The organism is Arthrobacter sp. Y3224055, from assembly GCF_059090825.1.
The window spans coordinates 202337-214986 of the sequence record NZ_JBNHGB010000001.1 but is presented as its reverse complement, the minus strand read 5'-3'; the positions used below and the strand labels follow the sequence as shown (position 1 = coordinate 214986).

Sequence of the window (12650 nt, the reverse complement as noted above, 5' to 3'; positions counted from 1 at the left end):
GGCTACCTCCCGACCAATCCGGTGCGGTTGATCAACGTATCGAGCATTTCATCAATCGCCGTCATGACTCGAGCCGCGCCCTGGTAGGCGTGCTGGTATGTCAGCAGGTTAACGTTCTCTTCGTCCATGTCCACCGACGCGTTGGACAACTGCAAGGTCTTGGCGGACTGGGACGCGATATCCGCGAGGTTGGACTGCTGCAGCTCCGTCTTCGCCGCTACACCGATGGTCGTGACGATGTTCTCCCAAAATCGATCCGGAGATTCGGAGCCGATGCCGAGCTGGGCCATCTTGTCTGCATTTGAACCGTCGAGGCTGCCGCCCGAGGCCGCGGAACCGGTGGCCAACTGTGCGACGCCGGTGACTGATACGGAGATCCCCAGCGCGGCAGGCACGCCGTCACTCGATGGGGGAAAGCTGAAGAAATCGCTTCCGGCCGCACCGCCACGCGTTACGCCTGTTTTGTGGACTTCGTTCACAACGCGGGCCAGCTCGCTGGCGAAGTCGTTATAGTCCTTGGCTGCGCTTCGCAGCGGGCCGCCATCGGTGCCGCTCAGCATGGACATCGCGCCTGCGATTTCGCCGCCGTCGAGAACCACCGGCATGCCGACCCGACTCGGACTCGCCCACTCAAGACGCACGCCCTTGGTGCCGGAAATATCCGTATCGGAGTCCGCCGTGACGGCGATTCGCTGGGCACTGGAACCGGTGACAATCGCATTGCCGCCGATCAGCACATCCACCTGCCCGTCGCCGCCGTGGCGAACCGTGGCTCCGGTGAGGGCAGCCAGCCGTTCGGTCAGCAGGTTGCGGTGGTCCATCAGCTCGTTGGCGGACCCTCCGTTGGCGACGGCAAAACGAATCTTCTCGTTGAGGTTGGCTACCTGGGACGCAGCGCCGTTGACCTCCGCGGTCATCGTGTCCACATCGGAGCGCAGGCGGGAGAACTGCTCGCGAACCTCCTGGTAACCGCGCTTGACCATGTTGGCCAAGATGTTCGCCTCTTCCAGCACCACCGCGCCGGCGGCGCCGTCATCCGGCCGGTTCGACAGGGCCTGCCAGGAGGCCCAAAACTCCTGAAGCTGCGTCGAGATGCCGTATTGGCCCGGCTCGCGCAACGACGCTTCCAGGCCGGACATCGTATCGGCGCGCACTGCAGAATACCCGGCGACACCGGCCGAGAACCGGACGCGCGTGTCCAGGTGCATGTCACCCAGTCGCGCTATCGCGTCCACCGAAACGCCCTGGCCGATCTGCACTCCGCCGGTCAGCAGCCCGGTGCGGTCAAGGGCGCCGATGGACGAGGTGCTGACCCGCTGGCGGGTGTAGCCCTCAGTATTGGCGTTGGCGATGTTCTGGCCCACCACGTTCAAACCTTGGCGGGCGGCCACCAGACCGGTGTACGCGGTGTTCAGGCCGCTGAAGGTACTCACTGCGAAAACCTCAGATCGTTGTGTCGAACAGCTGGGAGCGGTTGCCCGAAAGCCCTGCCGTCCCCTGCGAGTCGTAGGTCCCGGCATCGGGATTGAAATTGGCCAGCGTTTCCTGGGTGGAGCGGGCCGCCGCACGCAGGAACTTCTCGTTCACGTCGCGCAGTTCGCGGATCTGCAGGGTCAGCTGGGTCAGCGCCTGCAGATGTCCCGTGAAGATCTCGCCCCAAGGACCCACCGGGGCCTGTTCGGTCAGCTCCCGCAGCGTGGCGCCCTCCGGCGTACCCCACTCCCGGGCCAGTGCGGCCACCTCCACCGTGCGGGCCAGGCCGGCGTCGCGAAGGCGCTCCAACACCTGTTCCACCTCCCGGGTGGCATGCTGCAGCCACCGGGACTTGCCGGCGGTCAGGAGCAGTTGCTCCTCCTCGAGTTTGAAGACCAGCAGTTCAAGAAGTTCGCGTTCGTGCCACAGCATGGCGGACAGTTCATGGGCTCCCATGTCAGGCACCTCCCCTGGTTGATTCTGCGGACACAACCCCCGCGGGTCCGCGTCAAAAAGCCGCACTGGATGAACAAGTAGTAACGGCATGGCTACATTCCTATCTATCGGCCGCACATACCCTTGCGTAAGGAGCATTTGATGGTAGGTTTCACCAAGAGATGAATCGTTCATTCCGGGGCCGCACCCCTCGGTAGCAGGATCGATCGTCGACGTATTTCTGGGCACGGAGGGGGACATGTCAGTGAATCGTGCTGACCGTAATGCACTGGTGGTTGAGAACCTCCCGCTCGTCGGATATCTGGTCTCCGAAGTGTGTGCCAAAGCCACCCACCTCTCCCGCGACGACCTCGCCTCTGCCGGCTCGGTAGCCCTCATCACCGCCGCCGACGCCTTCAACCCGGATCTGGGCGTCCCCTTCGGCGCCTTTGCCCGCCGTCGCATCATCGGCGCCTTTGCCGACGAGATGCGGGCCATCGACTGGGCTCCGCGCTCCGTCCGCAAGCGGATCAAACAAACGCTGTCCGTCCGCGAAACCCTGACCGCCGAACTCGGGCGCTACCCGAGCGTTGACGAATTGGCTGCCGCCCTCGGGGTTGACCGCGAGACCGCGGAAGCCGCCATAGACGATGCCTCCCGCACCGTCTCCGCCCTGGACGACACCACGGCCGAATTCCTGGTCTCCGAGACGGCGTCGCCCGAAGGCTCGCTCCTCACCGAGGAGCGGCTCGCCTTCCTGAAGGCCGCCGTGCACCACCTTCCCGCGAAGATGCGCTACATCGTGGAGCAAATTTACTTCGAGGACCGCACCGTCAAGGAAATCGCCGAGGAGCTCGGCGCTACCCACTCGGCCGTCTCCCAGCAGCGCTCCGAGGCCATCCGCCTCCTCCGGGACGGCCTGCACACCCACTATTCCGACGACGACGGCGCCAGCCATGTGCCCGAGTCACGGATCGCTCCCTCCCGCCGGAAGGCATACCTGACTGCGCTGGCCGACCAGACCATCGGCGGGATTACACGCTTCGCCGCCACGCAGCCACGGGCCGCGGTTTCTTGACCTGTTCGCAGCAGCCGGCCCCGGCGGCCCGCACCGCGAAAAATTCTTTGCACTTCTCCTAACGGATCCTCGTAATCCTCCGATAGCTACAAGTGCCAGCCCATGGACGGGCCGGTGAATTTGTACCATCTCATGGAGGAGTTTCATCATGGCTTTCGCCATTAACACCAACGTTGCGGCCCTGAACTCGTACCGCAACCTGTCGAACACCCAGAACGACATTTCCAAGTCCCTGGAGAAGCTGTCCACCGGCCTGCGCATCAACCGCGCTGCCGATGACGCAGCCGGCCTGTCCATCTCCGAGGGCCTGCGCTCGCAGGTCAACGGCCTGAACGTTGCCGCCCGCAACGCCCAGGACGGCATCTCCGTCATCCAGACCGCTGAAGGTGCACTCACCGAGGTCCACTCCATCCTGCAGCGCATGCGTGACCTTGCCGTTCAGGGTGCGAACGATTCGAACAACGCTGACGCCCGCACCGCCATCGAAAAGGAAGCCGGCGAGCTGTCCAAGGAGCTCTACCGGATCACCGAGTCCACCAACTTCAACGGTACTAATCTCCTTAAGGGAGGGACCCTCTCCTTCCAAGTTGGCGCCGACGGTAACGAGAACAACTCCATCGCGGTGAGCCTGGCCAATGTCGCGCTTTCGGTGGATACCCTGGCTTCTGCTGATGGAACCGCCGTAGGTGATGGTTTCGATGTAACCGGCGACGGCACGGAGGGTGCGGGTCACGCTGCAGCGCAGGCGACCATCACGAGCATCGACGGTGCGATCAAGGCCATCTCTGCCGAGCGTTCCAACCTGGGTGCTTCGCAGAACCGCTTTGAGACTGCGATCAAGAGCATCAACATCTCTGCGGAAAACCTGTCGGCTGCGGAGTCTCGTATCCGCGACACTGACATGGCTTCTGAGATGGCTAAGTTCACCAAGAACCAGATCATGTCCCAGGCCGGCACCGCGATGCTGGCTCAGGCCAACCAGATCAACCAGGGTGTGCTGCAGCTCCTCGGCTAAATCCGGGTAGCTAACGGCTGAATGCGGCCCGGCAGCGAGGCGAACGAATTGGACCTCACACTCTTCGCTGCCGGGCGTCAGCATTTCTTCTAGTAAACAGGCTTCTTTCAGGAGGAACTGGCGTGGCGTTTTCGATCGGCGGCATGGTCAGCGGTTTGGATACCGCCACCATGATCAATCAGCTCATGCAGCTGGAAGCGCGCCCGCAATCACTCCTGAAAAACAAGGTTTCCAGCACCCAGACGCTGGTGAGCGCTCTCCAAGCGCTGAACACGCGGATCGCCGATCTCGGAAAAACGGCCACCGAGACGTCCAAAGCCAATTCTTTGAACATCTACTCCGGCACCAGCAGTTCGGAGAAGATCTCTGTTGCAGCTGCCGAAGGAGCTTCGGCCGGTGGCATTGACTTGGAAGTCGTCCAATTGGCGAAGGCTCAGGTATCCGTCTCGGCTTTGTTGAGCGACTGGCCTGAGACGGCTACACGTCTCACCATTGCCCTCCAAGACGGCAAAGTGGAAGTTGATACTGCTGGGAAGACCCTTGACCAAATCGTTGGTGAGATCAACCAATCCGGGGTTGGAGTTACAGCGACAAAGGTGTCAGTCGGAACAGACCCAGCGAACCCCCAATATCGTCTGCAGTTCGCGGCAAAAGAAACGGGCGAAGCAGGTGGATTCTCCATCGCATTCCAGGGAACCCCGGTCGTATTTGAGGAAGTCACACCTCCTGTGGATGCGAAGGTGTCCATCTGGGGTGGCCTGCAGACAATCTCCTCGTCCACTAATACGTTCACTGACCTCCTGCCGGGTGTAAGCGTCACCTTGGGGGCTGACGCGGTTTCCGGGGATAAGTCGACTATCACGATCACCCGCGACGATGAAGCCGTGACCGCAAAGGCCAAGGCGCTGGCCGACGGCTTAAAGGATCTGTTCGCCTTCATCTCCAAGAACTCATCCGTGAACGTCTCCACGTCCACCGGGTCAACGACGACCAAGGGCGGGATCTTCACCGGGGACAGCAGCGTCCGCGATATTCAGCAGCGCATGATGACCGCTGCAACGAGCCCGATCGACGGACGGTCGCCGTCGGAAATAGGCATCAGCATCACCAAGGACGGCTCGATTGAGTTTGACGCCGAGAAGTTCGGCAAGGCGATGACGGAAGACTCCGCGTGGGTCGAGAAGGTGGTCCAGACGATCGCCGGTCGCGTGGCTAGTGCTGCGACGGATGCCTCGGACAAGTACGACGGCGCCATCACCAAGCGAATCCAGGGCCAGGAATCACTGGTCCGCAGCATGAATGGCCAAGTTGCCGAGTGGGATACCCGGTTGGCGATGCGCCGCTCCACACTCGAGCGTACCTGGGCCCAACTTGAAGTAACGTTGAACGGCCTGCAGTCGCAGGGGGACTGGCTCAACTCGCAGCTGGCCACCCTGCCCTCATGGGGGAGCACGAAGAAATGACACTGACATATGGACCGGGCTTCGGAGCCCAGGCCAAGCGCAACCAGTTCCAGCGTGACGCGATCATGTCCGCCACGCCCGCCCGGTTGCTGACTATGTTGTATGACCGGCTGCTCTTGGACCTGAACCGGGCGGAGGCCGCGCAGCAGAACCAGCACTGGTCGGTGGCGTCCGAGAACTTGATCCACGCGCAGGCCATCGTGTCCGAGCTGATGTCGTCGCTGAAGACGGACGTGTGGGACGGGGGAGAGGGCCTGAAAGCGCTCTACACCTACACGCTGACCGCGATGATGAACGCGAACATCCACCGCGATGCGGCCCGGACCCGCGAATGCATTGAACTGCTGCAGCCGCTGCGCGAGGCCTGGCACGAGGCCGCCGGGCAGCTACCGGCACAGCCGGCACGTGGCGTCGGCCTCGGTGGGGAACTGGGCATTGCCTGACATGCCGGAGGGCGACGTTTCCGCGCTGGAGCGCTGGACGGCCGTGCTGGACGAACTCGAACTGGCTCTCGCCGCGGCCGCCGAGACCCGCGGCCAAGGCAGCGGACCCACCGAAAATGCCGGAGCCGGGCACGGCAGCGGACTCGCCGATACCGCCGAGACCGAGGGCCACGCCAGCGGAGTCACCGGAACTGCCGAGACTGGGGTCGGTGGCAGCAGACGCACCGAAACGGCCGAGACCGGGGTCCAGGGCAGTGCGCCCGCCTACGCTGCGGACCCCGGGGACAAGACCGTTGAAGCGGCGGTGAGCAGCCCGCGCACCGCCGTCGCGCGGTGGAAGGCCCCGCAGGGGCTGGGACCGATTCCGGACGAGCTGGTGGAGCGGGCGACAGAACTCGCGGCCGCGCAGCAGGAAGTGATCCGTGAATTGCGCGCAGAGATGCGGCAAAACCGGCAGGAATCGGCGCTCTTGGATGCCGTCCCCACCCCAGGAACTTCGGGGCGTTCCGTTTACCTCGACGTAAACGGTTAACCAATCTCAAGATTTACCTAACGACTCCCGTCTCCGTGCCGATAACTGGTTAGTGAGCACGGATCGCTCACAGAACAGGCCATGGATCGGCCGCCCACATGCCAGTAGTAAGACGGGTCTTTGCTGTGTTCGAATCTGTGACGGGGGCTGCCATGCAGAGCGCCCTGGACGGCCTCGCCATGCGTCAGCGTGCCATCGCCAACAACATCGCGAACGTCAATACCCCCGGCTACCACGCGCAGCGCGTCCAGTTCGAGGATGCACTGGCCACATCGGTGGCCCGGGGGAACGGCAGCGCCAGCGCCACGATGGAACGCTCGCTGGAGCCCACCCGGCTCGACGGCAGCAACGTCAACCTGGACACCGAGACGCTCTCCAACATTGAAACAGTGCTGCGCTACCAGTTTGCAGCCCGGGCCGCCGAGAGTCCTTTCAGCGGCGTCCGCACGGCGATGAGGACCAACTAATGACTTTCGACGCCATTGGAATCGCCGGGACCGGCCTGACCGTCCACCGCAAGTGGCTGGATGCCGTCTCCGACAACCTCGCCAACGCGAACAACGCCACCAGCACCGACGGCGCGGCCTTCCAGGCGCGCTACGTGATCGCCCAGGAAGGCCAGGGCGTCTCCGGCGTGTACGTGGCCGGGGCCGAATTCGGCGAGGCCGAGGGCCGCATGGTCCACGAGCCCGACCACCCGCTGGCGGATGAGGACGGCTACGTCCGCTACCCGGACATCGACCTGTCCCAGCAGATGGGCAACCTGATCCTGGCCCAGCGCGGCTACCAGGCCAACGCGGCCGTGGTGGACCGGGCGAAGACGACCTACGAGGCCGCCCTCCAGATTGGACGCAACTGATGCCGCTCTCTTCCATTCCGCCGATCCAGGGCGTCGCCGGCACCGGTTACCTGCCCGCCGCCGAAGCTCCGCAGGCCACCAACGGCGTCGGCTTTGCCACCTCCCTGACCGGTGCCATCGACAACCTGCAGCAACTGCAGTCCACGTCCAACGAACTGGCCATCCAGGCCGTTACCGGCGACCTGAACGACATCCACAACGCCACCCTGGCCTCCACCCGCGCCGCGGTGACGCTGGAACTCGTGGCAGCCGTCCGGAACAAGGGCGTTGACGCCTTCAATGAGATCATGAGGATGCAGGCCTGATGCCCGGCAAGGTCTCCTCCTGGTTCTCGCGGCTGGGCAAAACCGTCAGCGAGTTCACCGTCGCCCAGCGCACCATCGCGATCATCGGCATCGCCGTCGTCGTGCTCGGCATTGCCGCCCTGACGACGTGGGCATCCAAGCCCTCCTACACCCCGCTGTTCTCCGGTCTGGCCGCGGCCGACGCGAACACCATCGTGGAGCAGCTGCGCACCGACGGCGTGCCGTACGAGTTGACCAACGGCGGCGGGACCATCCTGGTGCCGGAAGACAAGGTCTACGACCAGCGGCTCAAGGCCGCCGCGGCCGGCCTGCCGAGCTCGTCCACCGGCGGCTACTCGCTTCTCGACGACATGGGCGTGACGTCCTCGGAGTTCCAGCAGTCGGTCACCTACAAGCGGGCCCTGGAAGGCGAGCTGGCCTCCACCATCGAGGCGCTCGACGGCGTCAAGACCGCTTCCGTGCGGCTGGCCATTCCGGAGGAGACGGTCTTCGTCGCCGAGAAGGGCGAGGCCACCGCCTCCGTGTTCGTGGACACCGAAAAGACCACCCTGTCCGCCGACCACGTGCAGGCCATCGTCCACCTGACCTCCGCCTCGATCGACGGCATGAGGCCGGAAAACGTCGCCGTCATCGACGCCGCCGGCACCGTGCTCTCCGCCGTGGGCGTGGGCGCCACCGGCTCCGCGGACAAGCAGGCCTCCGACTACGAGGAGCGCGTGCGCGCCTCGGTGCAGAGCATGCTGGACCGCGTGGTCGGGCCGGGCAATTCCTCCGTGGTGGTTGCCGCGGACATGAACTACGAGTCCGCCGAGCGTGTGGAAGAGACCTTCACGACGCCGGACGGCGCGCCGGCCCTGAACGAGTCCGCGCAGACCGAAGAGTACGAGGGAACCGGCGGGGGAGCGGCCGGTGTGCTGGGCCCGGACAACATCGCCGTGCCGGGCAACACCGGCGGCGACGGGACCTTCACCTCCGAGTCGGAGACCAAGAACAACGCGCTGAACAAGGTGACCGAGACCCGCGCGATCCCGGCCGGGGCAATCAACCGGCAGACCGTGTCCGTGGCCCTGGACGCCGACGCCGCCGGGGCCCTGAATGTCGGCAACATCGAGGACCTGGTGACCACCGCCGCCGGCATCAACGCCGACCGCGGGGACGAGGTCACGGTGGAACTCGTGCCGTTCAACACCGCCGGCGCGCAGGAGGCCGCCGAGGCGCTCGCCGCCGCGCAGGCCGCCGAGGAAGCCGCGCGCCAGGCCGAACTGATCCGCACCGCCATCATCACCGCCGGCATCATCCTGCTGGTGATCATCGCCCTGCTGATTTACGCCCGCTGGTCCCGCCGGCAGAACCGGGAGCCGGTGGACCTGGGCGAGCTGCAGGATTTCCAGCCCGAGATCGAGGCGCCGCAGGAGCTGCAGCTTCCCGCGAAGCCCATCATCGTGCCGGAGCCGATCCCCGTGGTCACCGGCCCGAACACCACCGCGCTGGAGCTCGCCGGCCCCCCGGAGCTGTCCGACGAGCAGAAGGACATGAACCGCAAGCGGGCGGAGATCGACGCCCTGGCCGCCCAGGAACCGGACAAGACCGCCGACTTCCTGCGCTCCCTGATGGATGACAAGCAGAACGCATGAGCGAGTTACTGACCACGTTGACCGGCACCCAGAAGGTGGCGGTGGTGCTGATGCAGATGGAACAGGCCCGGGCCGCCGAGGTCATGAAGCGCTTCAGCGAGGCCGAGGCGGAGTTGATCACGGCCGAGCTCGTGAGCATGGGCCGAGTGGACCCCGAGGCTGCCGAGGAAGCGTTCAAGGAATTCCACGACATGACGGTCAAGGGCCGGCGCCGGCCCCGCGGCGGCAAGGAGTTCGCCGCCGGACTGCTGGCCGCCTCCTTCGGCGCGGAAAAGGCCGCCGGCGTGCTCGACCGGCTGGCCACGTCCATGGCCGGGAAACCCTTCGAGTTCCTGGATGACGCCGACCCCACCCAGCTGATCACGCTGCTGAACGGCGAGATCCCGCAGACCATCGCGCTGGTGCTGGCGCACGTGCGCCCGGAGTTGGCGTCCACGGTGATCGCCGGGCTGGAGGATTCGGTGCGGCCGGAGGTGGCGCAGTGCATCGCCACCATGGGCACCGCCACCCCCGAAGCCGTGTCGATCGTGGCGGACACGCTCAAGGTGAGGGCCGGCGCCGTCGTGCCCCGCCAGCAGGTGGAAGTAGTGGGCGGCGTCGGGCCGCTGGTGGACATCATTAACCGCGCCGACGTCGCCACCGAACGCGCGCTCCTGGAGGCGCTGGAGGAACGCGATCCGGAGCTGGCGGAGGAAGTCCGCTCCCGGATGCTCACCTTCGAAGACATCACCAAGCTGGAACCGCGCGACGTGCAGCAGGTGCTGCGCGGCATCGAGATCGCGGTGCTCGCGGTGGCTATGAAGGGCGCGAGCGAACCGGTCACCGAGCTGATCCGCAAGAACGTCTCCGAGCGCAACCGCGACATCCTCGACGACGAGATCAAGGCCACCGGCCCGCTGCGCATGTCGCAGATCGAGGAGGCCCGCGCGGACATCGTCCGCTCGATCCGCGAGCTCGAGGCCAGCGGCATCATCACCGTCCAGCGCGGGGCGGAGGAGGACGAATATGTCTACTGACGCCGCGTTCTCCAGGATGAGTTTCCCCGAGCTGAACACCGGGTCCGGGGCCTTCGCCAAGCTGCGCTACACCGAACTGCGCAATGACGACTCGCAGGACAAGGCGCTCGAACAGGCCAGGGTCCGCGGCCACTCCGCCGGCTACACCGCCGGCATGCGCGAAGGCGCCGAGCTGATGCGCGAACGCCAGCTCGCGATGGAGCAGGACCACGCCGACGCGATGGCGGACGCGCGTGCCCGCCTGCAGCACGCAGTGGCAGCGCTCGGCGCGGCCACGCGTGCGCTGGAGGAGCGGACCGCGCCGGTACTTGCCGCCGCGCAGGACACCCTGGCCGCCGCGGCCATGGAACTGGCCGAAGCCATCCTGGGCCATGAACTGTCCGACGGCGCGGCCTCCGCCCGTTCGGCCCTCACCCGGGCGCTGGCCGGGGTTGATGCCTCGCGCGTGCACACCGTGCGGATGAATCCGACGGACCTGACCATGCTGGCGCCGGAGACGCGGCAGCAGGCCGGCGTGAGCTTCAGCCCCGATTCGTCGCTCGCGCCCGGGGACGCCGTCACCGAATTCGCCGACGGGTTCCTGGACGCGCGGATCGGCGCCGCGCTGGCCCGCGCCAAGGCCGCGCTGCTGGAGGCCCGGCAGTGACCGCCGTCGCCTGGCGCCCCCGCGCCGACCGGTTCGCCGGCGCGCTGGCGGCAGCCCGGCCCCCGCGCTACGGGATGGTTTCCTCGGTGGTGGGCCTCGGCGTCGAAATTATTGGCCTTGATTGCGCCATCGGCGACCTGGTGCTCATCGGCGACGGACTGGGCGTGGAGGCAGAGGTTGTGGCGACCGGCCGGGACAGCATCCGCTGCATGCCGCTGGGCCGGCTCACCGGGATCAATACCGGCACCCCGGCCAAGGCCAAGGGGGCGCCGGTGCTGGTGCCCACCGGCAACGGGCTGTTCGGCCGGGTGTTGGACGGGATGGGGCGGCCGATCGACGGCAAGGGGCCGCTGGTCTTCGACTCGCTGGTCCCGCTGGACAACGACACCCCGTCCGCCATGCACCGCGCACGGATCGAGACGCCGCTGCAGCTGGGCGTGCGCGTGCTGGACACGCTCACCACCGTGGGCAAGGGCCAGCGCATGGGCCTGTTCGCCGGCTCCGGCGTGGGCAAGTCCTCGCTGCTGTCCATGATCGCCCGCGGCACCGACGCCGAGGTCTCCGTGATCGCGCTGGTCGGGGAGCGCGGGCGTGAAGTCCGCGAGTTCCTCGAAGACGACCTCGGCGAGGCCGGCCTGGCCCGGTCCATCGTGGTGGTCTCCACCTCCGACGAGCCGGCCTTGATGCGGCTGCGCGCCGCCTTCACCGCCACCCGGATTGCCGAATCGTTCCGCGACCGCGGGGCGGACGTGATGCTGATGATGGACTCGCTGACCCGCGTGGCCATGGCCCAGCGCGAGATCGGCCTCTCCGTCGGCGAGCCACCGGCCACCCGCGGGTATCCGCCGTCGACCTTCTCCCTGCTGGCCCGGCTGCTGGAACGCGCCGGAACCGCCGAAACAGGTTCCGTGACGGGGATGTACACCGTACTGGTGGACGGCGACGACCACAACGAACCGATCGCCGACTCGGCCCGCTCCATCCTGGACGGGCACGTGGTGCTGGACCGCAAGCTCGCCGTCTCCGGGCACTACCCATCCGTGGACCCGCTCGGCTCGATCTCCCGCGTGGCGTCCAAGGTCAACAGCCCGGAGAACTCCCGCGCCGCGGGCGCACTGCGCAAGGTGCTGGCGGCCCGCACGGCCGCGCAGGACCTGCTGGACGTGGGCGCCTACCAGCCCGGTTCCAACCCGCTGGTGGACGCGGCCGTCCAGCATGAAGACGACATCAACCTGTTCCTGCAGCAGCGGATGGATGACCAGACGCCGGCCGCGCAGTCGTGGGAGCAGCTGCACCGCCTGGCCCGCACCCTTGGAGGTATGTAGAGATGACACGATCCTTCCCCCTGGCCGGGCTGCTGCGGCTGCGCCAGCTTCAGCAGGACCAGGCCGCCGGCAACCTCGCCGCCGCGAACCATCGCGCCCGCGAATCCGGCGCCCGGGTGGTCGCTGCCCGCGGCGAGTTGGGCGAGATCATCAGCGAAGTCTCCGATGCGGCCACGCTGCACGCGGTGGCCGCGGCCCGCTCCGCCTCGCGCAGCATGCTGGCCGACCTGGAGAACCTGGACCGGGCCCGGCAGAACGAGGCGCAGCAGGCCCAGCAGGAGTTCCTCGCCGTGCGCAAGCAGTCCGTGGGCCTGGAGAAGCTCGAGACCCGGCACCTCGCGGCCGAGGCGTTCGAGGAGCTGCGGCGCGAACAGCTGGTGCTGGACGAGCTGTCCACCGGCGCCCGGGGCGGCGACGGACGATGAG

At 66.4% G+C, this 12650-nt stretch carries 15 protein-coding genes; 13 read left to right on the top strand and 2 right to left on the bottom strand.

The features are described from left to right. Positions 1-2: 2 nt before the first annotated feature. Both flgK and AC5RTY_RS00980 read right to left on the bottom strand, forming a co-directional pair. Positions 3-1433 (bottom strand): flagellar hook-associated protein FlgK, encoded by a 1431-nt coding sequence (gene flgK / locus AC5RTY_RS00985; RefSeq protein WP_494022502.1) that lies wholly within the window; start codon positions 1431-1433, stop codon positions 3-5. Positions 1434-1443: 10 nt separating this feature from the next. Beyond that, positions 1444-1929, bottom strand: coding sequence for a flagellar protein FlgN (locus AC5RTY_RS00980; RefSeq protein WP_494000463.1), 486 nt, complete (start codon positions 1927-1929; stop codon positions 1444-1446). 244 nt (positions 1930-2173) lie between these two features. Here AC5RTY_RS00980 and AC5RTY_RS00975 point away from each other — a divergent pair, with 244 nt between their 5' ends. The 13 genes from AC5RTY_RS00975 (at position 2174) to AC5RTY_RS00915 (ending at position 12649) form a co-directional block, all read left to right on the top strand. After that, complete coding sequence (locus AC5RTY_RS00975) at positions 2174-2986, top strand: sigma-70 family RNA polymerase sigma factor (RefSeq protein WP_494023282.1); 813 nt, start codon at positions 2174-2176, stop codon at positions 2984-2986. 148 nt (positions 2987-3134) lie between these two features. Further along, a complete protein-coding gene (locus AC5RTY_RS00970) occupies positions 3135-4001 on the top strand; it encodes a flagellin N-terminal helical domain-containing protein (protein ID WP_494022503.1) in 867 nt (288 codons plus the stop codon). 122 nt (positions 4002-4123) lie between these two features. Further along, positions 4124-5464, top strand: a complete 1341-nt coding sequence (fliD, locus tag AC5RTY_RS00965; RefSeq protein WP_494022504.1) for a flagellar filament capping protein FliD — start codon at positions 4124-4126, stop codon at positions 5462-5464. Continuing rightward, positions 5461-5907, top strand: a complete 447-nt coding sequence (fliS, locus tag AC5RTY_RS00960) for a flagellar export chaperone FliS (RefSeq protein ID WP_494022505.1) — start codon at positions 5461-5463, stop codon at positions 5905-5907. The genes fliD and fliS overlap by 4 nt, the downstream gene beginning before the upstream one ends. Next, positions 5900-6439 carry a hypothetical protein gene (locus AC5RTY_RS00955; protein ID WP_494138812.1) on the top strand — a complete coding sequence of 180 codons (540 nt, stop codon included), beginning with the start codon at positions 5900-5902 and terminating at the stop codon, positions 6437-6439. The genes fliS and AC5RTY_RS00955 overlap by 8 nt, the downstream gene beginning before the upstream one ends. Before the next feature lie 125 nt (positions 6440-6564). Further along, a complete protein-coding gene (locus AC5RTY_RS00950; RefSeq protein ID WP_493979253.1) occupies positions 6565-6906 on the top strand; it encodes a flagellar basal body rod protein FlgB in 342 nt (113 codons plus the stop codon). Then, positions 6906-7298: a flagellar basal body rod protein FlgC gene (locus AC5RTY_RS00945; RefSeq protein ID WP_493979188.1), complete on the top strand. Its 393-nt coding sequence runs from the start codon at positions 6906-6908 to the stop codon at positions 7296-7298. The genes AC5RTY_RS00950 and AC5RTY_RS00945 overlap by 1 nt, the downstream gene beginning before the upstream one ends. Continuing rightward, entirely contained in the window at positions 7298-7603 is a 306-nt protein-coding gene (gene fliE, locus AC5RTY_RS00940) for a flagellar hook-basal body complex protein FliE (protein ID WP_493979187.1), read from the top strand. Before AC5RTY_RS00945 ends, fliE begins: the two co-directional genes overlap by 1 nt. Then, positions 7603-9237: a flagellar basal-body MS-ring/collar protein FliF gene (gene fliF / locus AC5RTY_RS00935; protein ID WP_494022507.1), complete on the top strand. Its 1635-nt coding sequence runs from the start codon at positions 7603-7605 to the stop codon at positions 9235-9237. The genes fliE and fliF overlap by 1 nt, the downstream gene beginning before the upstream one ends. Next, complete coding sequence (gene fliG, locus AC5RTY_RS00930; protein WP_494138811.1) at positions 9234-10253, top strand: flagellar motor switch protein FliG; 1020 nt, start codon at positions 9234-9236, stop codon at positions 10251-10253. Before fliF ends, fliG begins: the two co-directional genes overlap by 4 nt. Beyond that, complete coding sequence (locus AC5RTY_RS00925) at positions 10243-10899, top strand: FliH/SctL family protein (RefSeq protein ID WP_494012699.1); 657 nt, start codon at positions 10243-10245, stop codon at positions 10897-10899. Before fliG ends, AC5RTY_RS00925 begins: the two co-directional genes overlap by 11 nt. Continuing rightward, positions 10896-12224, top strand: coding sequence for a FliI/YscN family ATPase (locus AC5RTY_RS00920; RefSeq protein ID WP_494012698.1), 1329 nt, complete (start codon positions 10896-10898; stop codon positions 12222-12224). The genes AC5RTY_RS00925 and AC5RTY_RS00920 overlap by 4 nt, the downstream gene beginning before the upstream one ends. Before the next feature lie 2 nt (positions 12225-12226). Beyond that, positions 12227-12649 carry a flagellar FliJ family protein gene (locus tag AC5RTY_RS00915; RefSeq protein WP_494012697.1) on the top strand — a complete coding sequence of 141 codons (423 nt, stop codon included), beginning with the start codon at positions 12227-12229 and terminating at the stop codon, positions 12647-12649. Position 12650 lies beyond the last annotated feature (1 nt).